The organism is Streptomyces sp. NPDC044106, assembly GCF_056433985.1.
In genome coordinates, this window is record NZ_JBWKFZ010000002.1 from 96,299 (window position 1) to 116,384 (window position 20,086).

Genomic DNA, 20,086 nt, shown 5'->3' on the forward strand with positions numbered 1-20,086 from the left:
TCAGTCCCCTTCCGGGACGGGGAAACGGCACAGCTCGCCGGGGTGCCGCGAGCCGCGCGGCGACATGCCGCCGTCCGCGCCGTGCCGGGCGAGCAGATCGAGGGCGAGCCGGCCGCGCCTGACCCGCTCACGGGCCGTGGCCAGGGCGTGCTCGCGCAGGTGGGCGCCGTAGGGGTAGATGCCGGTGGCCTTGGCGAGGCCGAACTTCACGTACAGGGGGGCGCCACGCCGGATCAGCTCGGCGACCTCGTACATCCGGACGTAGCCGCCGAGGTCGTCGGGCGCCTCGACGTACATGTCCATGGGGGCGCGGCTGACCCTGCGGATCTCGGTGAGGTGGGCCGGGGTCAGATCGGAGGGTACGTTGAGCGAGTCGGCGCCGAGCCGTTCGTACACGGCGTACGAGGCGGGGTTGACCGGGCCGGTCAGCGCGGACAGCTTGAAGGTGGTGGCGGCGGGCAGGACGCCGGCGGTGCGCAGCCGGTGCAGCGTCCACAGCACGCCCTCGTCCGCGACGAGCAGGCACCGCACGCCGAGTCCGGTGGCGCGCACGGCGTCCTCGACGCAGCCCGCGAGCGCGTCGTGGCCCCGGGCCCGCAGCCCGGCGCCGCCGGAGTCGGTACGGGTGGAGCCGCCGGTGTCCCACGTGCCGCGCGGCCCCGTGAACAGGCACAGCTCGATGTCGCGCTCGGCGCACGCCTCGACCATCTCGGTGATCTCGACGTCGGTGAGCATCCAGACACCGCTTCCCTGGCTGATGCGGTGAACGGGCACGTCGAGGCGCGCACTCTCCTTGAGCACCACGGCGAGCGCCTCGGGCCCCTCGACGGAGGGGATCTCGGTGCGCCAGGTGCCGCCGTCGGGGAAGGTGTGCGGGGAGGCGTCCGCGGGATCGGGGGAGGGGGCGGCGAGCCCGAGGGCGGTGAGCGCGGGTTCGCCGGGCGGCCGGGGGAGGCGGGTGGAGGGGTTGGTCACAGTCGTCCTTCGCGTCGGATCGCCTCGCCCGGGAGGCCGGACGAGCTTCGTGTCTGGGGTGTCCGGGGATGTACGGCGGTGTACGGGGGTAGCCACGCGTCACACGGGGCGCCGCGGTGTCGTGCTCGGAGGCGCGGGGAACCGCGCGACCGGCCCCCCCCGCGGCCCGCGGACAAGGGAGCCGCTCGGGGCAGGGAGCCGCTCAGGGCAGCAGCAGGACCTTGCCGGTCCCGGGATCACCGCCGCCGACGAGGGCGACCGCCTCCCCGTACCGCTCCAGGGGGAACTCGTGCGTGATCAGCGGCGCCGGGTCAAGCAGCCCGAGCCCGAACGCCCGCACCGCCTCCGACCAGGCCGAGGACGGCGCCCCGAAGACGGAGCGCACCTCCAGCTGACTGAGGGACAGATGCACCGGGTCGATGCCGACGGCCCCCGGCGCGAACATGCCGGTGAGCACGGCCCGTCCACCCCTGCGGGCCAGCAGGCAGGACGAGGCGGCCGTGGTCGGCGCGCCCGCGGTCTCCACCACGAGGTCGAAGGAGCCGTACGCCGACTCCGCCTCCGCGGGGGACAGCGCGCGCGTCGCCCCGAACTCCTGCGCCTGCTCCCCGCGGGCCGCGCGCGGGTCGACGACGGTCAGCTCGGCCGGGTTCGACGCGGCGAGAAGCTGCACGGCGAGCAGTCCGAGAGTGCCCGCGCCCACCACCGCGACGCGCTCACCGGGCCGTGGGCGCCCGGTCCGCACGGCCGCCGCGATCACCGCGGACGGTTCGAGCAGTGCGGCGGCGCGCAGGTCCGCGTCGTCGTGCAGCAGGTGCAACAGCCGTGCGGGGACGGTGAGATGGTCGGCGAAGGCGCCGGGCTCGGTGAACCCGGTCTCCGCGTAGCCGCCGGTGCACAGGCTCGTCTCACCGCACCGGCAGCGCTCGCACACCCCGCACGCCCGGAACCCCTCGGCGACGGTCCTGCGCCCGACGAGGTGGGCGTCGACGCCGTAGCCGACGGCCACCACGGTCCCGGACCACTCGTGGCCCGGCACCACCGGGTAGCGGACGTAGGCGGAGTCGCGGTGTCCGTCGTACACCTCGCGGTCGCTCATGCAGATACCGGCCGCGGCGACCTCGACCAGGACCTCACCGGGCCCCGGCACCGGCACGTCGCCGGTGACGAGGCGGTGCACGCCCGGCCGGTCGACGACGACCGCGCGGCTGCTCACCTCCCGGCTCCGCCGGGCGCCCGCTTCTCCCAGCCCTCGGCCCACAGGTCGAACCGGGCCTGCTGCTGCGGGAATTCGGCCGCCGCGTCCGTGTCGAGCTCGACGCCGAGGCCCGGCTCGTGCGACAGGTGGAAGCAGCCCGTCTCCGGGTCGACCCGCGGTGCGCCCTTCACCACCTTCTTGATGTCCGCGTCCGCGAAGTCGTTGAAGTGCTCAAGGACCTTGAAGTTCGGTGCGGTGAAGCCGACTTGGAGTGAGGCCGCGGTCAGTACGGGGCCGCCGACGTTGTGCGGGGCCACCAGCATGTAGTGCGTCTCGGCGGTGGCCGCCAGCTTGCGGGTCTCCCAGATGCCGCCGATGTGGCCGACGTCCGGCTGGATGATGTCGACGGCCTGGCTCTCGAAGAGCTCGCGGAACTCGATCCGGTCGTGGATGCGCTCACCGGTCGCCACCGGCATGTCCACCTTGGCGGCGACCTTCGCCAGGGCCTTCAGGTTCTCCGGCGGCACCGGCTCCTCCAGCCACGCCGGCCTAAACGGTGCGAGGCCGCGGGCGAGGCGGATCGCGGTGGCGGGCGAGAACCGGCCGTGCATCTCCAGCATCAGTTCGGCGTCGGGCCCGATCGCGTCGCGCACCGCCTCGATCAACGACACCGCGTACAGGCTCTGTTCGTGGTCCAGTTCGTAGTGGCCGGTCCCGAACGGGTCGATCTTCAGGGCGCGGTACCCGCGCTCCATGACCGCCTGCGCTGCCTTGTGGTACGCCTCCGGGGTGCGCTCGGTGGTGTACCAGCCGTTGGCGTACGCCTTGACGCGGTCGGTGACCTTGCCACCGAGGAGCTGCCAGACGGGGACGCCCAGCGCCTTGCCCTTGATGTCCCAGCAGGCCATCTCGATGACGGCGATGCCCGACATCACGATCTCACCGGCCCGGCCGTAGTCGCCGTACTTCATCCGGCGCACGAGATCCTCGACCGCGAACGGGTCGGACCCCTTGATGTGATTGGCCTCCGCCTCCCTGAGGTATCCCAGAAGTGCGTCCGTGTGGCCGAGCATGCGGGTCTCGCCGACACCGGTCAGGCCCTCGTCGGTATGGACCTGGACGTAGGTGAGATTCCGCCAGGGTGTTCCGACCACATGCGTGCTGATTCCCGTGATGCGCAAGGCAGTTGTCCCTTGACTTGTTCGATATTTCGTCACACGTTCGAAATGTTGGCGTGACGGTATTCACGGTGGCCGGAAGGTGTCAATGGTTCGCGCGGAACGGTCTTGGAGGCCATTGCGCCGCGAACTGCGCCGTGCCTACCCTGTGTTCGTCATATCGATCGGCGACCGAAGTTTCGGACGCGCACGGTGGAGGGCCGAACTCATGGGACGACTGGTGCCCGCGGTGACCAGGTCGCTGGACATACTCGAACTGTTCCTCGAGGGCGACGGGACGCTGTCCGCGCCCGAGGTCACCCGCAAGCTCCAGCTGCCGCGCACCACCGTGCACGAGCTGCTGACCACCCTGGCCGCCCGCTCCTACCTCGTCCAGCTGCCGGACCAGCCCGGCCGCTACCGCCTTGGCGTGCGCACCTACCAGCTCGGCAGCCGGTACGCGGAACAGCTCGACCTCGCCGCGGAGGGCCAGCAGGTGGCCCGCGAGGTCGCCGAGACCTGCGACGAGACCGTCCACGTGGCGATCCTGGAGGACACCGACGTCATCTACATCGCCAAGGTGGACTCCACGCACGCCGTGCGGATGGTCTCCGCGGCGGGCCGCAGGCTTCCCGCGCACTGCACCTCTGTCGGCAAGATGCTGCTCGCCTCGCTGCCCCCGACCGAGCTCGAAGCCCGGCTCCAGGGGCGGGAGTTCACCGCCATGACCGCCGCAAGCATCACCGATCGCGACGAGCTCCTGACCGCGCTCGCCGGGATCCGCAGGCGGGGTGTCGCCGTCGAGCACCGCGAGTCCAACCCCGACGTCAGCTGCGTGGCGGCGCCGGTGCGCGACGGCGCCGGGCAGGTCGTCGCCGCCCTCTCCATCTCCGTGCCGATGATCCGCTGGAGCGAGGAGCGCGAGAGCGAACTCGCCGAGCTGGCCGCGAAGGGCGCCGGTGACCTGTCGGTGCGCCTCGGCCACCGGGGCGCGCGATGACGTACGCGTACGAGGTGGCCGTGCGCGCGCAGGCGTCGCTCGGCGAGGGCCCCACCTGGGACGCGGCCGCCCAGCGGCTGATCTGGGTCGACATCCTCGGCTCGCGCCTGCACACCTACGCGCCCGGCGACGGCCGCCGCACGGTCATGGCCACCGAGCAGCACGTGGGCGCCGCGAAGCCCCGCGCGGGCGGCGGCCTGATCGTCAACCTCCGCGACGGCATCGGCCTGTACGGACCCGGTGGCGCCCCCTTCACCTGGCTGGTGCGCGATCCGGTGCCGGGCCGCCGGGGCAACGACGCGGCCGTCGCGCCCGACGGCGCGCTCTGGGCGGGCACCATGCGCTACGACGAGGCGCCGGGCGGCGGCGCCCTCACCCGCGTCGCCCCCGACGGCACCGTCACCGAACTGCTCGGCTCGGTGGCCGTCAGCAACGGCACCGGCTGGAGCCCCGACGGGCGGCTCGTCTACTACGTCGACAGCCCCACCCGGCGCATCGACGTACTCGACCACAGCGGCCAACGCGCGCTGAACAGACGCCCGTTCGCGCACATCGAGGAAGGAGCGGGCATCCCCGACGGCCTCACCGTCGACGCCGACGGCTGTGTCTGGGTCGCCCTCTGGGACGGCGCCGCGATCCGCCGCTACACCCCCGAGGGCAGGCTCGACAGAGTCGTGCGGCTGCCGGTGCGCCGCCCCACTGCCTGCGCCTTCGGCGGCCCCGGCCTGCGCGACCTGTACATCACCACGGCCCGCACCGGCCTCGACCGTCCGCACCCCCTCTCGGGCTCGCTCCTGGTCGTGCCGGACGCGGGCCATGGCATGCCTGGCGTCCCTTTCGCGGGCTGAGGCTCAGCCCTTCTTGGTGAGGGCGCAGGTGGCCGTCGCGGTCTTCTTCGGGTCGCTCACCGAGCGGGCGGTGAGGGTGAGGCGGCTGTGCGGGCGGGCGGACGGCCGCGCGGTGACGGCGACGTCCACGTCGACGGTGGAGCCCGCCTTCGCGGTGGTCAGCCTGGTCGGCAGCCAGGCGGACCAGCCGCGGCCCGAAGCCTTCGCGGAGAGCCGGTAGACGTCGGATGCGAGGTAGCGGGAGACGTCCTCGGGGTGGTCGCCCGGCGGGTCGGCGAGCGCGCGGCCGGTGTTCTTCAGCGGGAACGTGCAGATGGCGCGGCTCTTGGCGGGATTGCCCTTGGCATCGCCGCGGCCCAGCGCGGTGCCGCGGCGCTGCGGGCCCGCGCCGTCGAGGGACTTGACCGCGATGGTGTACGAGAGGATGCCCGAGGGGCCGCGCCGGATGTCGGTGACGTAGAAGTGCAGGCGGTTGGCGCGGTCGACGTACTCGTAGGAGCTGCCGGAGTCGGCGCCGGCGTGGAAGAGCGCGTCGCTGAGCTGCCGGTAGTCGCCCATGGTGATCTTCTGCGGGGTGCCGTCGGGGCGCGTGAAGTCCACCATGCCGATGTCCTCGGGGTGGGCGTCGATCACCCAGGCGAAGGGCGCCCGGTCCTGGTTCTTGGTCTTGCTGATCAGCACGCCGTTGTCCGGAGTGAAGGAGTCCATGCCCATGCGGTCCACCACTTCGGCGGTGTAGTTCTGGTAGCCGCCGCCGTCGCACAGCGGGTCGGTGCCGCGGTCGCAGGCGGGGGACCGGTCGCGGGACATGGCGATGTTGATGCCGGAGAGGCCGGTGGCGCCGGGCGGCGCCGAGCGGGCGGTGACGTCGGCGACGACCAGGCCGGAGTCCTTGAGGGCGTCGCGGTCCAGGCGCAGCACGTTCTTCTCGTCCACGATGCCGAGCTTCAGCTTGTCGCGCAGCACGTGGTGGGAGCCCATCGAGCCGCCGTCGGTCGCCGGGATCTTCCAGCGGGTGTGCGGTCCGCCGGGCCCGTTGAACGAACCGCGCGAGAGCATGCTCCAGATGCCGGTGTAGGTGCGGCTCAGGGGTGTGCCGTAGGGGTTGTTGTAGTTGTCGCCGATGCCCAGGATGTGGCTGAGCTCATGGGCGTACACCCCCATGCCCGAGCTCTCGGCCTGCGTGGAGGAGCCGGTTTCGGCGTTGGGCCAGATGCGGGCCGCGGCCTGCCAGGAGGTCCACGGCACATAGCGGGTGGCGGCGGCGTTGCCACCGGACGGGATGGGGGACGGCGGCCCCCACGCGGCCGGTACCTGTGCCTGGGCGGCGAACTTCATCTGGCCGAACTCCTGCCAGGTGGAGGACTCGTCCTGCCCCGCGGTGAGGAAGAAGACGAAGTCGTACTTGGCCGCCTCCGCCTCGCCGACCTGTGCGATCCAGGCGGCCCTGCCGTCGGTGCGGATGTTCTTGCCGCAGGTGGTGCCGGTGGGGCAGGCGCCGGGGTTCATGCCGGGCTCGACGCCGTACTGGAAGGACTTGAACGGCATGCGGTAGACGCCGAAGGCCTTCAGGTCGACGCCGACGCGGCCGCCGGAGTCCTCCATCCAGTACTCGTTGATGGTGTGCCCGTGGTTGAGAGGGCCCGGCTTGTTGAGGAAGTCCTGGTAGAACCGGGGCAGTTGAGTGCGGGGAACGTTGGATGCGGTCGGCTGCGGGTTGCCGAAGACGCTCGATCCGGGCGGTCCGCTGACCGTGAACCCCTCGTCGGGGTAGTCCAGGAGGACCAGGGCGCCCTTGAAGGTCCGGTCGGTGGCTTTGACGTCGGGGTTCGCCCAGTCGGTGCCGGGCACGGAGCGGTGGTCGCCCCAGGTCATGTCGTCGGGGTTGCGCCAGTTCTGCGGGTCGACGGGCCGGATCAGGGACGGGCGGGACCGGATGGTGTCGCCGGGCCCGTCGGGCGTCGCCTGCGCGGTGCCGACGGCGGCCGCCGCCAGGGTGGCGAGGACGGCGGCAATGACGGTGGTGCGTCTGTGTCGGAGGAACATGGCTCACCTCGTGCCTCTTGCCGGGGCAAAATGGACAAGTGCATGACAAGCCGTGCGAGTGGTGCGGTCACCGCTGCCCAAGGTAAGCCGCCCGGAGCAGTGATGCCAGAGTGCCATCAGGGCGTTCGCGTGGCGTCTCCCTCGCCCGCGCCATGTGCGTCAAGAGCCCTCCCGGTGGGCAGGATCGTCTTCACGCCGCCGGACGACCGGCCCGGCGGCCCGCCCAGCGCCCGCCCCAGAAGGAGCCGACCATGGCAGCCGACCGGCACGGCCACCCGATGTCCCGCACCGGCGCCGATGCCGTGGCCGCCTACGAGCAGGCGCTCGACCACCTCCTCTTCTTCCGCCCCGAGGTGGCCGACACCTCCCGGCAGGTGCTCGCCGCCGCCCCGCGCTCCGTCATGGGCAACGTCCTGGCCGCCCATCTCGGCCTGCTCGGCACCGAGGAGAAGGACGCCGCCGACGCCCGCGACGCCTTCGAGCGCTTCGACGAGCACGTGCACCGGGGCGAGATGACACCGCGCGAGCGGATGCACGTCGCCGCCGCCACCGCCTGGCTGCGAGGCGACACCCACCGGGCGGGCCGGGTGCTCGGCGAGATCACCGTGGAGTACCCGCACGACGTGCTCGCCCTGACCGTCGGCCACCAGATCGACTTCTTCACCGGCGACGCGCCACGGCTGCGCGACCGCGTCGGCGGCGCCCTCTCGGCCTGGGACGAGGCGGACCCGCACTACGGCCCCGTCCTTGGCATGTACGCCTTCGGCCTGGAGGAGGCGGGCCATTACGAGCAGGCCCGGGAGAGCGGCCTCGCGGCCGTCGAGCGCCGGCCGCGCGACGTGTGGGCGATCCACGCGGTGGTCCACACCTACGAGATGCAGGGGCGGTTCGCCGACGGCATCCGCTACCTCGACGCCCGCGCCGGGGACTGGGCGGCGGGCAACTACCTGAACGTGCACAACTGGTGGCACTACTGCCTCTACGCCCTGGAGGCCGGTGACATCCCCCGCGTACTGGAAATCTACGACAGCGCCCTGCACCACGCCCGGTCGACGGGCGCGGCGATGGAACTCCTGGACGCAGCCGCCCTGCTGTGGCGCCTGCACCTGGCGGGCGAGGACGCGGGAGACCGCCGGCAGCGGCTCGCCGACGCCTGGGCCGACCGGCACGACGGCGCGTACTACGCCTTCAACGACGTGCACGCGGTCATGGCATACGTCGGCGCGGACCGCACCGCCGACGCCGCACGCCTGGTGCGCGAGCGCGAGGCCTACGTCGCACGCGGCGGCGCCGGGCTCGCCAACCACGCCATGACCGCGGAGGTCGGCCTGCCCGTCTGCCGCGCGCTCATCGCCTATGGCGCGCACGACTACGACGGGGCCGTGGACCTCCTGCTCCCCGTCCGCCACCGCCTGCACACATACGGCGGAAGCCACGCCCAGCGCGACGCCGTGCACAAGACCCTGCTGGAGGCCGCGCTGCGCGGGAGCCGTCGCAGCCTGGCCCGCACCCTGCTGAGCGAGCGCATCAGCCTGCGCCCGGTCTGCCCGTACAACTGGCTGGCCCGGGCACGCCTGGCCGAAGAGGCGGGGCAGGCCGCGCTCGCCGCCACGGCCCGCGCGAGGGCGGCGGACCAGGCGGCACAGGGGGTGGCGGCCCTCAAGGGCTGAGGCCGCTGAGGCCGCTGAGGCGGTGAGAACAGTGAGAGCAGTGATAGCGCGGGAGGGGCCCCCTAGCGTTCGAGTTCCCGCAGGTACTTCCCGAACTTCTCCAGGCCGTCGACGTTGCGCGGCCCACTGATGCCCTCGTTGTAGTCGAGGACGAAGAAGTTGTTCTTCCGCACGGCGGGCAGCTCCCTCGTGTGCGGGGACTTCTTCAGGAACTCGATCTTCTTCTTCGCGGGCCGGTCGCCGTAGTCGAGGATGATGACGACCTCGGGCTCCCCCTTGGCCACGGCCTCCCAGTTGACCTGCGTCCAGCGCTCGTCGAGGCCGTCGAAGATGTTCCGGCCGCCCGCGCTCTTGATGATGTCGTTCGGCGGGACCTGGCTGCCTGCCGTGAAGGGCTGGTCGGTCCCCGAGTCGTAGAGGAAGACCGGCACCCGCCTGCCGCCCTTGGGCGCCTTCTCCTCGACGGCCGCCACCCGCTTCTTCAGGTCACCGACGACCTGATCCGCCTTCTTCTGGACGCGGAAGATGGCGCCGAGCCGCTCCAGGTCGGTGTACAGCGCCTTGAACGGCGTGACCTTCTCCGGATGTCCGGGGTAGTTGAAGCAGCTCTCCGTGTGCATGAAGCTCTGGACGCCGAGCTCGTCCAGGATCGTCGGGGTGATGCCGCGCTGGTCGCTGAAGCCGGAGTTCCACCCCGCGACGACGAAGTCGGACTTCGCCTCGACGACCAGCTCCTTGTTGAGCAGATCGTCGCCGAGCATCTTCACCTTGGCGTACTCCGACGCCCAGGGGGACTCGCTCACCGGTGGGTTGGCGGGCGGCAGCACGTACCCGTGCACGTGCTCGGTGAGGCCGAGGCTGAACAGCTTGTCGGCGCTGCCGCCCTCGTACGCCACGGCACGCTGCGGGACCTTGTAGGAGACGGGCTCGCCGCAGCGCTTGACGGTGGTCTTCGCCGCCGTCCGGGCGCCGCTGTCCGAGTCGATGTCGGCGCCGCAGCCGACGAGCAGCGTCAGCGCGAGGGCGGAGCCCGCCGCGACGGATCGGGTGTGGGACATGGGGATTCGGTGCCTTTCAGAGGGAGGGGTCGAGCGAGTAGAGCAGCTGCGGGTCGCCCGTCAGCGGGTGCGTGACGACGCTGGCCCTGACGCCGAACACCTCGGCGACCAGCTCTTCGGTGAGGACGTCCGCGGGCGTTCCCGAGGCCACGAGCCGCCCCTGGGACAGCACCCCGATCCGGTCGCAGGCCGCCGCCGCGAGGTTCAGGTCGTGCAGGACGACGAGGACGGTGAGGCCCGCGCCGCGCAGATGCGAGAGGACCTCGATCTGGTGGCGTACGTCGAGGTGATTGGTCGGCTCGTCGAGGACCAGGACCTCAGGCTCCTGGACGAGTGCCCGGGCGAGCAGCACGCGCTGGCGCTCGCCGCCGGACAGGGTCAGGGCGCTGCGCCGGGCGAGATGACGGATGCCGAGCCGCTCCATCGCCCGCGCGCACAGCTCCCGTTCGCGTGCGTCGAGGGCCTGGTTGCCACGCTGGTGCGGGGCCCGGCCGAGCGCGACGACCTCCTCGACCGTGAAGTCCAGGTCGACGGCGCCGTCCTGCGTCATCGCGGCGACGAGCTGCGCGCCGCGCCGCATCGTGAGCCCGGCGAGGTCGTCCCCACCGACCCGTACCGTGCCCGTCGTGGGGCGCAGCGCGCGGTACACGCAGCGCAGCGCGGTCGACTTGCCGCTGCCGTTCGGGCCGACCAGGCCGACGACCCGGCCGCTGCCCACGGCGAGCGACAGATCGCGCACCAGGCTTCTGCCGTCGGTGACGACGCCGAGTCCTTCGATGTGCAGGTCCATCTCAACGGCCCCCGAAGACGTAGCCCTTGCGCCGCATCAGCACGATGAACACCGGCACGCCGACCAGCGCGGTGATGACGCCCAGCGGCAGTTCGCGCGGCGCCACCACCGTCCGGGACAGCAGGTCGACCCAGACCATGAAGACGGCTCCGGCCAACGGAGCGACGGCGAGGACCCGGGCGTGCGTGGCGCCGACGACCATCCGCACCAGGTGCGGCATGACCAGGCCCACGAAACTGATGGCGCCGCTGACGGCGACCATCACGCCGGTGACCAGCGAGACGAGCACCAGTAGCCACTTGCGGTGCCGGTCGGCGCCGACGCCCAGGCTGGCGGCTGTCTCGTCGCCGAGCGCGAGCACGTCGAGCGCCCTGGCGTGCCGGTACAGTACGGCGACGCCGAGCAGTACGGCCGCGGACACGACGGGCAGCGCCCCCCAGCCGGCGGCGCCGAAGCTGCCCATGGTCCAGTACAGGACCATGCCGGTCGCCTCGCTGTCCGGCGCGAAGTAGATGATCACGCTCATCAGGGCCTGGAAGCCGAGCGACATCGCGACGCCCGTCAGGACAAGGCGCAGCGGGGAGAGCGAGCCCCGGTCGCTCGACGCGGCGTAGACGAGGAAGGACGCGACGACGGCGCCGATGAACGCGCCCGCCGACACCGCGTAGACGCCGAGCGCGGCCAGGCCGCCGGTCACCGTCACGCCGACGGCGCCCACCGACGCCCCCGAGGAGACGCCGAGTACGAACGGGTCGGCGAGCGCGTTGCGCACCATCGCCTGGATGGCCACGCCGACCGCGCTCAGACCGGCCCCCACCAGGGCGGCGAGCAGCACGCGCGGTGTCCGGATCTGCCAGATGATCTGATACGTCGTGTTCTCGTCGGCACCGATGCGGCCGCCGCTGAGCGCCGCCCACAGATAGCGGGCGGTGTCGCCCGGCGTGACCACTGCCGCGCCGAGCCCGATCGCCACCACGACGGAGGCGACCAGGAGGAGGAAGAGGGCGGCGCAGGTCAGGAGGAGGGCTTTGGGGGACGTGAGGCGGTCGCGCATCCCGACGGGCTCGGCGGGGGCGGTCGGCTCGGTGGGCCGGGCGGGCGTGGTGGGTGCCTCGAAGGACGCGGTCACGAGGTCTCCCCGTCCAAGGCCGTGCCTGCCCGCAGCACCAGCGCGGCGGCGCAGGCCGCGACGGTGACGAGCACGCCGAACACGACGGCCACGCCCGGATATCCGGCGAGCCCGAGCCCCGCCCCGCCGAGCGCCGCGCCGACGAACACGCCGAGGCTCATGCCGGCCGCGTTGACGCTCAGCGCGGATCCGCGCAGTCCAGGACCGCAGCGTCGCACGACGAGGCTGACGACGCAGGCCGCGACGACGGCGTGGCTCGCCGCGTGCAGCGAGGTGAGGGCGAGCGCGAGCGGCAGCCAGTGCGTGAAGTAGAAGCCGACGACGGAGACGAGCGCGGCCAACAGGCCGAACACGAGCAGCCGTTCGGTGCCGACACGCGGTTCGGTGGCGTTGGTGAGGCGTCCCGTGAGGAGATTGCTGACGAAGAACGACGCGCCGCTCAGCGTCCATACGAAGGTGAAGAGCCCGGCGCCCAGGTCGAACCGCTCCTCGTAGAACGCCGCGAGATAGGAGAGGTAGCCCATGAACACGGCGGTGCGCAGGAGCGCTATCAGGAGCAGCGGCACCACGCCGCGCACCGCGCCGAGCGCCCTGAACGAGGCGACGTAACCCAGGCGTTGGGGCGGGTGGTTCTCCTTGGCGGCGGCCGTATCCTTGCGGCGCGCGACGAAGACCACCGCGAGGAGCAGCGAAAGGACGCTCACGCCGAGCAGGTCGCCCTGCCACCCCCAGAACAGCGCGGGCAGCGCGATGACGGGCGCGGCGAGCATGGCGGTCATGGACTGGACGGCGGTGACCAGGGTCGCCGCGCGCCCGGCCGCCCTGCCGGTACCGAAGCGGTCGGCGGCAGCGGCGGTCAGCGCCGGGTTGAGGACGGACGTGCTGGCGCCGATGAGCAGGCAGAAGACGGCGAGCAGGGCGAAGTCACCGGCGGTGCCGAGCGCGGCCGTTGCGCCGAGGGCGGCGAGCGCGCCCGCCGCCGCCCACTCCTTGGGGACCCGGTCGATGAGCGGCGCGAGCGCGGTGCCGACGAGCAGGGCGGCCAGGCCGCCGAGTCCGCGCAGCCCGCCCATCGCGGCGACGCTGCTGCCCGCCTCGTCGGCGATGGGCACGAGGTACGTGCTGAAGACGGTGAACGGCAGCAAGCCCACGGCCGAGGCGAGCAGCACCGGCCACAGGGTGCGGGCCATGCGCAGGTCACCGGGGAGCGGCTCGGTCTCCTCGCTGATGTCGGTGCCGACGCTCACGAGGCCGCTCCGTTCGCGAGCGCGGCGCGGTAGCGGTACATCGGGGTCGGGTCGGCGCTGAACTGGGAGAACGTGAACGGCTCCGCGTTCAGCCCGGTGACGCCCGCGCCGAGGAAGGCGCGGGCGACGGCGCTGCCGCTCTGGGCGTAGACGATCAGCGGCACGCCGTGTTCGACGCAGTGCCGCAGGATCAGGTCGAACGTGCCGTTGCTGAGGGTCATCCCGGTGGCGACGACGACGTCGGCCTGTGCGAGGACCTCGGTCATGTCGTCGGTGACGGGCTCGCCCCACGCGGTCGTGCGCAGGTTCAGATCGCAGGGGAGGCAGACGCCGCCGCGCTCCCGTATCGCCGCGACGAGCGGGTTGACCACGCCGATCAGGGCGACCCGGGCGCCCGGCTCGATGTCCAGCAGCCCGGCGACGGCGGTGTCGCGGGCCTCGGCGCGGACCTCGGGCGTCCCGGCGGGCAGCGTGACGCACTCGGCGTCGTCCGCGTCGCGGTGCGGGCGGACCCGGGCCAGGTAGGCGTCGAGCGCCGCCGTGCGCACGGGCGCCGACTCGTCGCGGAGCAGTTTGTCCAGGGACCGGCCCGAGGCGTTCTCGCAGAAGCCGGGGGTGAGTTCACCCGCCTCGAAGGAGCAGGCGCCGAAGGAGTCGCCGACGCGGAGCAGCAAGTAGTGGTTGTGGTAGGTGACTTCGCCGTCGGCGAGCCGGGTGGTGTGGTAGAGCCAGAAGGCGCTGGTCACGGTGAGATCGGCCGGATCGGGGCCGTGGGCGCCCGACAGGACGGCGTCGGTGAGCTCCGCGACGGTGTGGGGAGCGGGGTGCGACATGTGGGTTCTTTCCAGGTGCGTGGGTGTGCGTGGGTGTGCGTGCCAGATGCGTTGAGGCGCCCGGCGTAGGCGTTCAGGGGGCGGCGGGCGGCCAGGCCGTCGTGGACCAGGGGTGCCGCAGTTCGTCGAGCGAGGTGATCTCGTGCGGCTTCAACGTGTCGGCTTCCTGGGCCTGTCCGTGCCGGGCGTAGGCGCTCTCCACGTAGCGGTGTCCGGTGTCGGCGGCGATGAAGACGTACGTGCGGGAGTCGTCCCTGCGGCGCTCCCACAGTGCGCTCAAGTAGGCGGCGCCCGCCGAGAGTCCGGCGAAGATGCCGCTGGTGCGCAGCAGCGAGACCGCTCCGGAGAGCGCGCTGTCGAAGTTCACCCAGTGCACGCGGTCGTACAGTTCGTGCCGCACGTTGCGGAACTCGATGGCGCTGCCGATCCCCGCGATGATCATGTCCGGGTCCGCGACGTGCTCGGAGCCGAACGTGACGCTGCCGAAGGGCTGCACGCCCACGAGTGACACGTCCCGGCCCGCCTCGCGCAGGCAGGTGGCGATGGCCCCGGTCGACGCGCCCGAGCCGACGCCGCCGACCAGCGCGAGGGGCCCGGCCGGGATCTCCTTGTCGATCTCGTCGGCGACATCGCGGTAGCCGTAGTAGTGGATGCCGTCGTGGTACTGCCGCATCCAGTGGTATGAGGGATGGTCCGCGAGGATCTCGGCGATGCGCCGCACCCTCGTCTCCTGGTCGAGGCGGAGGTCTTTGGAGGGCGCGACCTGTTCCAGCGTGGCGCCGAGGATCTCCAGCTGTACGCGGGTCGAGCGGTCGACGGTGGTGGAGCCCACGATGTGGCACTTCATCCCGTAGCGGTGGCAGGCGAGCGCGAGGGCCTGGGCGTAGATGCCGCTGGAGCTGTCGATGAGCGTGTCGCCCGGCCGGACGGCGCCCGTGTCGAGGAGGTGCCGGACGGCTCCGAGGGCCGAGTAGATCTTCATCGTCTCGAACCGGAGACAGGCCAGGTCCGGGGCGAGCGATATGAGATCCGGTCTCTTCATCGCTTCGGCGATGTGTGGATGCATGGCGGGAAACCCCCGTAGTGACGTTGGGGCGTGCGGGCAGGGAGGGAGCCGGGGGCCGGGAGGGGAACCGGGTGGCCCCCGGAACGCCGAGAGCATCACACTAGATGAAAATGATTGTCAAGAGCAGGTAGGGTCGGCACACTGCTGGTCGCGGGGTGCCGTGCCGAGCGCCGTGCTCGTGCGCACCGCGATGTCGAAGGGAGTCGCGTGAAGCTGTTCCAGGAGGCCGGGGTCAGGCCTCGACCGCCGCGAGAGGCGGCCCTGCCCGGGGTGGGAGTCGGTACCGCCTTCGGTACGTTCGGAGAGCTGCTCCAGGGCGTACTGCCGGAGGACGACGGCGACTTCCTCGTGACGCTGCCCGTCGCGCGGTGGGCCATGGCGACGTTCCGGCGGGGTTCCCCGTCCGGGGAGCTCGAAGTCCGGCCGGCCGGGAAGGTGAAGGCGCTCCGACTGGCGCGCATGATCGCCGACTTGGCGCCTGAGGGCCCGGATCGCGTGCCCGGCGGAGTGCTCACCGTCAGCAGTGTGATCCCCGAGGGCAAGGGGCTCGCCAGCTCGTCCGCCGACCTCGTCGCCACGGCGCGCGCGGTCGGCCGGGCCCTCGGCGTCGCCATGCCGCCCGCGAGGATCGAACGGCTCCTGTCCCGCATCGAACCCACCGACGGCGTGCTCTACCCCGCGATCGTCGCCTTCCACCACCGCAGCGTCCGGCTCCGCTCGGTCCTCGGCGCGCTCCCCGCCATGGCCGTGGTCGGCATCGACGAGGGCGGCTCGGTGGACACGGTGGACTTCAACCGCATCCCCAAGCCGTTCACGGCGGCCGACCGGCGCGCCTACGCCGGTCTGCTCGGACGTCTCACCGACGCCGTGCGCCACGGGGACCTGGCGGAGGTCGGCCGGATCGCCACGCGCAGCGCCCTGATGAACCAACGCCTGCGCCACAAGAAGGCGTTGGGACCCATGCTGGAGGTCTGCCGCGAGGTCGGCGGCCTCGGGGTGGCGGTGGGGCACAGCGGTACGACCCTGGGTGTGCTCCTCGACGCCACGGACCCCGCGTACACGCGGCGCGTCATGGCGGCGGCGCAGGCATGCGGGGAGCTGACGGGCGGGGGCCCGGCGGCGGGCGGGGTGGCGGTCTACCGGACGCTGAGCTTCGGCAACGTCTCGGGTCGTCCGGGTGCCCCCGCGTTCCCCGTTCCGGCGGTCGCGGGCGAGGGCGAGCCGTGATGGGCGGTCCGCCCGGGGCCCCGGATCTCAGCGGCGCCCGGCCGCCCCGCCTCCCTCGTCGCCCCGCGCCCCGGTCCACGCCGAACGGCGCAGCAGCCGCAGCCCGTTGAGGCCGACCAGGACCGTGGAGCCCTCGTGGCCCGCGACACCGAGCGGCAGGGGGAGGTGCCCTGCCAGGTCCCAGGTCACCAGCGCGGCGATGCAGAGCGAGGCGATGACGAGGTTCTGCGCCACCACGCGCCGGGCGCGGCGGGAGAGCGCCACCACGGCGGGCACGGTGGCGAGTTCGTCGCGCACCACCACCGCGTCGGCGGTCTCCAGGGTCAGGTCGGATCCGGTCCTGCCCATGGCGACGCCGCAGTGCGCGGCGGCGAGCGCGGGTGCGTCGTTGACGCCGTCGCCGACGACCAGGACGCGTTCGCCCCGCTCCTCCCACTCCCGTACGGCCGCCACCTTGTCCTGCGGGAGCAGCCCCGCGCGTACGTCCTCGATCCCCGTCTCCCGTGCCGTCGGGGCGGCGGCGCCCGAGGTGTCGCCGGTCAGCAGCACCGGCTCCGATCCGGTGAGTCCACGCAGGGCCGCGACCGCGTCGGCCGCCCCGGGGCGTGGCAGGTCGGTGAGGTGGAGGGTGGCGGCGGGGGTGCCGTCGACCAGGACCACCACCACGGTGCGGGCGTCTTCCTTCGGCACGCCGGGAGGCACGGCCGCCGCGTCCAGGAGCCGTTCCGGGCTGCCGACCCGGACCTCGCGGCCCCCGACGACCGCGCGCACCCCGTACCCGGGCGTCGCCGCGAAGTCCCGGGCGCCCGGCAGGCGCAGGCCGCGCTCGCGTGCGGCGGCGACCACGGCGCGGGCCAGGGGGTGTTCGCTGGAGTGCTCGGCCGCCGCGGCGAGCGCGAGCACCTCGTCCTCGGCGAGGCCCGTGCCGGGCAGCGCCCGCACCTCCGAGACCCGGGGCGTCCCCTCGGTCAGCGTGCCCGTCTTGTCCAGGGCGGCCTTCGTCACCGTGCCGAGCCGCTCCATCACGACGGCCGACTTGACGAGCACGCCGTGCCGGCCGGCGTTGGCGATGGCGGAGAGCAGCGGCGGCATGGTGGCGAGGACCACCGCACAGGGCGAGGCCGCGATCATGAAGGTCATGGCCCGCAGCAACGTCTCGGTGAACCCGGCGCCGAGCGCGAGCGGGACGCCGAAGAGCGCGAGGGTGGCGGCCACCACACCGACCGAATACCGCTGTTCGACCTTCTCGATGAACAACTGGGTCGGTGCCTTGGTCTCGCTGGCCTCCTCGACCATGGCGACGATGCGGGCGATGACGAAGTCCGCGGGATCGCGGCCGACCCGCACCCGCAGGGCGCCCGTGCCGTTGAGGGTGCCCGCGAACACCTCGTCGCCCGCCGCCCTGGGCACGGGCAGCGGTTCGCCGGTGATGGTGGCCTGGTCCACCTCGCTGCTGCCGTCGAGTACGGTGCCGTCGGCGGGCAGCCGCTCCCCGGGCCGTACGAGAACGGTGTCGCCGACCCGCAACGCATCGGCCGCCACCTGCTCCTCGCCACCCTCGCCGCCCGCACCGGCTGCCCCGGTGAGCCGCACCGCCCGGGCGGGCGCCAGATCGAGCAGCCCGCGCACGGAGTCCGCGGTGCGCCGGGTCGCCAGCGCCTCCAGCGCTCCCGAGACCGCGAAGATGACGATGAGCAGGCCGCCGTCGAGGAACTGCCCGATGGCCGCGGCGCCGAGAGCCGCGACCACCATCAGCAGATCGACGTCGAGGCTCCGCTCCCGCAGCGCCTGAAGCCCCGCCACGGTCGGCTCCCAGCCGCCGGCCGCGTAACAGAGCACGTACAGCGGCCCCCACAGCCAAGCGGGCGCCCCGGCCAGGTCGAGCGGGCACGCGAGCAGGAAGGCGGCCGTGGCCAGCGCGGCCCAGCGCACCTCGGGCAGGGCGAGGGCGCGGGTGGAGCGGGGCCGGCCGGGCGTCGGAGGGGCGGGGGCCGGGGACGGCCGGTCGCCCACCAGAGCGGAGGACATCGGAGCACACCTCTTCACGGAGGGGGAGCGTGGCGGGGCGGAGCGGGGCAGGGCAGGGCGGTGGGTCCCCGGCGAAGGGCTCCGCGCCGCGATCCACCATAGCGGAACACATGAAGAGGTCTTCAAGTGTATGACGAGTAGGATTGCCGCATGGGACACGGAGTCGAGAGCAGGATCAGCCCCGCGGCGCACCTCGACGCGGACTCCGCGGCCACGATCGCCGCCACTCTCCAGGCGCTGGCCACACCGTCCCGGCTGATGATCCTCACCAAACTGCGCCAGGGCCCGTGCGGGGTCGGCGCGCTGGCCGACGCGGTGGGCATGGAACAGTCGGCGGTCTCCCACCAGTTGCGCCTGCTCCGCGCCCTCGGCCTGGTCACCGGCGCCCGTGAGGGCCGCCGCATCGTCTACAGCCTCTACGACAACCACGTGGCGCAGCTCCTGGACGAGGCCGTCTACCACATCGAGCATCTGCGCCTCGGCGCCCGGGACCTCCCCGCGCGCGGCGAGGGCGACAGGCTCTGAGACCGCCCGAACCGGCAGGCCCCGCCCCCCGGCTGCTCCGAGCGGGTGAACCATGATTGCCCGTCGGGTTCAAGGGCAAGCGGGGTTCGACCCCTTGCCTCGTACCCCGAGCGAGGCAGGGGTCATTCCAGTACTTCGATCCCGGGGCCGGGCCGCGGCCCGGCGAGTGGGCCGGGTCCCCTGGACGGGATCACCGCGGTGCGCTCGGCCAGGTCGTCGACGACGTCGAGCAGGCTGCCGGTGCGGGCGTGGGCGGTGCGCTGCCGCCCGGCGCCACCGCCGCACGCGAGCAGTTGCCGCAGCACCGCGGTCACTTGGCGGAGCTCGCCGTGTGCCGCGAGGGTCGGGCGCGCGTATTCGAGGAGGCGCCGCACCTGGTGCGGGGCCGGCACGAGCCGGCTGGTGCGTGGGTCGAGGCTGTGCCCGCTCAGCCCGTCGCGGGCGCAGCGCCAGTACGCGGCGCGCAGCAGCGCGTCGTCCACGGCCGGACCGGGATCGCCGCGCCGCACCCTTTCCAGGGCCTGGACGACCAGCGCCCGTACCAGGACGGCGAGGGCCGCCGCCTCCTCGACGCTCGTGGTGACGTCCATCGCCCTGATCTCCAGGGTGGGCAGATGGGCGCAAGGCCGCACGTCCCAGTACAGCGAGCGTTCACCGAGGGTCGCACCGGCCACTTGCAGCGACGCCGCGAGCGCGTCGTAGTGGGCGGCCGATGAGAAGTACGGCGGGGGTCCTGCCACCGGCCAGCGGGTGGAGCCGAGCGTGCGCCAGCTGCAGTAGCCGCTGTCCCGTTCCTCCCAGAAGGGCGAGTTGGCCGCCACCGCCACGAGCGTGGGCAGCCACGGCCGCAGATGGTTGCTGATCAGGACGGCATGGTTCCGGTCGGGCACCTCGACGTGCACGTGCAGGCCGCAGAAGGCGAAGGTGTCGTACAGCGACCGGAACGTCTCGAACTGGGCGTGGTAGTGCGGATCGGTGTTGAGCGGGACCGGCGCCCGCATGCCGAGCAGCGGCGTGGCCGAGGCGACGAGGCGCAGGCCTTCGTCGGCCGCGGCGCCCGCGACGGTCCGGCGGACCCGCCGCAGCTCGCGGCCGAGCTGGCCCAGGGTCCCGCAGGGTGGTGTCTTGCCCTCCACCTGGTACTGGGAGGCCTCGCCGGTCACCAGGTCCCCGGCCAGCGGCTTCACGCGGGGCAGGACCCGGGCGGCTGCCGCGACGACGGCACGGTGCGATGCGTCGACGAGGAAGTACTCCTCCTCGACGCCGACGGTGGGAAGGTGGTCCGCCAT

General features: G+C 72.8%; 17 protein-coding genes. 5 read left to right on the top strand and 12 right to left on the bottom strand.

The genetic code is table 11. The annotated features are described in order from the left end of the window. From AC07DI_RS03195 to AC07DI_RS03205, 3 genes are all read right to left on the bottom strand, one after another. A complete protein-coding gene (locus AC07DI_RS03195; protein ID WP_478901829.1) occupies nt 1-975 on the bottom strand; it encodes a hypothetical protein in 975 nt (324 codons plus the stop codon). A 202-nt stretch (nt 976-1,177) separates the two neighbouring features. Beyond that, nucleotides 1,178-2,191, bottom strand: coding sequence for a zinc-dependent alcohol dehydrogenase (locus AC07DI_RS03200; RefSeq protein WP_478901830.1), 1,014 nt, complete (start codon nt 2,189-2,191; stop codon nt 1,178-1,180). Next, entirely contained in the window at nt 2,188-3,354 is a 1,167-nt protein-coding gene (locus AC07DI_RS03205) for a mandelate racemase/muconate lactonizing enzyme family protein (protein WP_478901832.1), read from the bottom strand. Before AC07DI_RS03205 ends, AC07DI_RS03200 begins: the two co-directional genes overlap by 4 nt. Before the next feature lie 205 nt (nt 3,355-3,559). Between AC07DI_RS03205 and AC07DI_RS03210 the strand changes: the two genes are divergently transcribed. Further along, nucleotides 3,560-4,330 (top strand): IclR family transcriptional regulator, encoded by a 771-nt coding sequence (locus AC07DI_RS03210; RefSeq protein ID WP_478901833.1) that lies wholly within the window; start codon nt 3,560-3,562, stop codon nt 4,328-4,330. Then, nucleotides 4,327-5,178, top strand: coding sequence for an SMP-30/gluconolactonase/LRE family protein (locus AC07DI_RS03215; protein WP_478901834.1), 852 nt, complete (start codon nt 4,327-4,329; stop codon nt 5,176-5,178). The genes AC07DI_RS03210 and AC07DI_RS03215 overlap by 4 nt, the downstream gene beginning before the upstream one ends. A 3-nt stretch (nt 5,179-5,181) precedes the next feature. On the opposite strand, the gene AC07DI_RS03220 is transcribed toward AC07DI_RS03215, so the two are convergent. Then, nucleotides 5,182-7,224 carry a M6 family metalloprotease domain-containing protein gene (locus AC07DI_RS03220; RefSeq protein WP_478901836.1) on the bottom strand — a complete coding sequence of 681 codons (2,043 nt, stop codon included), beginning with the start codon at nt 7,222-7,224 and terminating at the stop codon, nt 5,182-5,184. 251 nt (nt 7,225-7,475) lie between these two features. On the opposite strand from AC07DI_RS03220, the gene AC07DI_RS03225 reads away from it, so the two are divergent. Next, entirely contained in the window at nt 7,476-8,894 is a 1,419-nt protein-coding gene (locus AC07DI_RS03225) for a tetratricopeptide repeat protein (protein WP_478901838.1), read from the top strand. Between the two features lie 62 nt (nt 8,895-8,956). Here the strand turns inward: AC07DI_RS03225 and AC07DI_RS03230 are convergent, their stop codons facing one another. The 6 genes from AC07DI_RS03230 to AC07DI_RS03255 form a co-directional block, all read right to left on the bottom strand. Further along, entirely contained in the window at nt 8,957-9,952 is a 996-nt protein-coding gene (locus tag AC07DI_RS03230) for an ABC transporter substrate-binding protein (protein ID WP_478901839.1), read from the bottom strand. Nucleotides 9,953-9,968: 16 nt separating this feature from the next. Beyond that, on the bottom strand, nt 9,969-10,742 hold the full coding sequence (locus AC07DI_RS03235) for an ABC transporter ATP-binding protein (protein WP_478901841.1): 774 nt from the start codon (nt 10,740-10,742) through the stop codon (nt 9,969-9,971). 1 nt (nt 10,743) lies between these two features. Further along, nucleotides 10,744-11,796: a FecCD family ABC transporter permease gene (locus AC07DI_RS03240; RefSeq protein WP_384248030.1), complete on the bottom strand. Its 1,053-nt coding sequence runs from the start codon at nt 11,794-11,796 to the stop codon at nt 10,744-10,746. 71 nt (nt 11,797-11,867) lie between these two features. After that, entirely contained in the window at nt 11,868-13,118 is a 1,251-nt protein-coding gene (locus AC07DI_RS03245; RefSeq protein WP_478901842.1) for an MFS transporter, read from the bottom strand. Beyond that, entirely contained in the window at nt 13,115-13,951 is an 837-nt protein-coding gene (locus tag AC07DI_RS03250; RefSeq protein ID WP_478901844.1) for a Rossmann-like domain-containing protein, read from the bottom strand. The genes AC07DI_RS03245 and AC07DI_RS03250 overlap by 4 nt, the downstream gene beginning before the upstream one ends. Before the next feature lie 73 nt (nt 13,952-14,024). After that, nucleotides 14,025-15,017: a pyridoxal-phosphate dependent enzyme gene (locus AC07DI_RS03255; protein WP_478901845.1), complete on the bottom strand. Its 993-nt coding sequence runs from the start codon at nt 15,015-15,017 to the stop codon at nt 14,025-14,027. Between the two features lie 213 nt (nt 15,018-15,230). On the opposite strand from AC07DI_RS03255, the gene AC07DI_RS03260 reads away from it, so the two are divergent. Further along, nucleotides 15,231-16,244 carry a GHMP family kinase ATP-binding protein gene (locus AC07DI_RS03260; RefSeq protein WP_478902270.1) on the top strand — a complete coding sequence of 338 codons (1,014 nt, stop codon included), beginning with the start codon at nt 15,231-15,233 and terminating at the stop codon, nt 16,242-16,244. A gap of 27 nt (nt 16,245-16,271) precedes the next feature. Here the strand turns inward: AC07DI_RS03260 and AC07DI_RS03265 are convergent, their stop codons facing one another. After that, a complete protein-coding gene (locus tag AC07DI_RS03265; RefSeq protein WP_478901846.1) occupies nt 16,272-18,272 on the bottom strand; it encodes a heavy metal translocating P-type ATPase in 2,001 nt (666 codons plus the stop codon). Between the two features lie 150 nt (nt 18,273-18,422). On the opposite strand from AC07DI_RS03265, the gene AC07DI_RS03270 reads away from it, so the two are divergent. After that, complete coding sequence (locus AC07DI_RS03270; protein ID WP_478901847.1) at nt 18,423-18,797, top strand: ArsR/SmtB family transcription factor; 375 nt, start codon at nt 18,423-18,425, stop codon at nt 18,795-18,797. Nucleotides 18,798-18,919: 122 nt separating this feature from the next. On the opposite strand, the gene AC07DI_RS03275 is transcribed toward AC07DI_RS03270, so the two are convergent. Then, a complete protein-coding gene (locus AC07DI_RS03275) occupies nt 18,920-20,086 on the bottom strand; it encodes a carboxylate-amine ligase (RefSeq protein WP_478901848.1) in 1,167 nt (388 codons plus the stop codon).

What these genes read in the sequence shown, in the direction of transcription:
- AC07DI_RS03230 (WP_478901839.1), bottom strand. Translation starts at nt 9,952, where the DNA reads ATGTCCCACACCCGATCCGTCGCGGCGGGCTCCGCCCTCGCGCTGACG.
- AC07DI_RS03235 (WP_478901841.1), bottom strand. Translation starts at nt 10,742, where the DNA reads ATGGACCTGCACATCGAAGGACTCGGCGTCGTCACCGACGGCAGAAGC.
- AC07DI_RS03240 (WP_384248030.1), bottom strand. Translation starts at nt 11,796, where the DNA reads ATGCGCGACCGCCTCACGTCCCCCAAAGCCCTCCTCCTGACCTGCGCC.
- AC07DI_RS03215 (WP_478901834.1), top strand. Translation starts at nt 4,327, where the DNA reads ATGACGTACGCGTACGAGGTGGCCGTGCGCGCGCAGGCGTCGCTCGGC.
- AC07DI_RS03250 (WP_478901844.1), bottom strand. Translation starts at nt 13,951, where the DNA reads ATGTCGCACCCCGCTCCCCACACCGTCGCGGAGCTCACCGACGCCGTC.
- AC07DI_RS03265 (WP_478901846.1), bottom strand. Translation starts at nt 18,272, where the DNA reads ATGTCCTCCGCTCTGGTGGGCGACCGGCCGTCCCCGGCCCCCGCCCCT.
- AC07DI_RS03210 (WP_478901833.1), top strand. Translation starts at nt 3,560, where the DNA reads ATGGGACGACTGGTGCCCGCGGTGACCAGGTCGCTGGACATACTCGAA.
- AC07DI_RS03270 (WP_478901847.1), top strand. Translation starts at nt 18,423, where the DNA reads ATGGGACACGGAGTCGAGAGCAGGATCAGCCCCGCGGCGCACCTCGAC.
- AC07DI_RS03220 (WP_478901836.1), bottom strand. Translation starts at nt 7,224, where the DNA reads ATGTTCCTCCGACACAGACGCACCACCGTCATTGCCGCCGTCCTCGCC.
- AC07DI_RS03255 (WP_478901845.1), bottom strand. Translation starts at nt 15,017, where the DNA reads ATGCATCCACACATCGCCGAAGCGATGAAGAGACCGGATCTCATATCG.
- AC07DI_RS03225 (WP_478901838.1), top strand. Translation starts at nt 7,476, where the DNA reads ATGGCAGCCGACCGGCACGGCCACCCGATGTCCCGCACCGGCGCCGAT.
- AC07DI_RS03275 (WP_478901848.1), bottom strand. Translation starts at nt 20,086, where the DNA reads ATGGCGGACCACCTTCCCACCGTCGGCGTCGAGGAGGAGTACTTCCTC.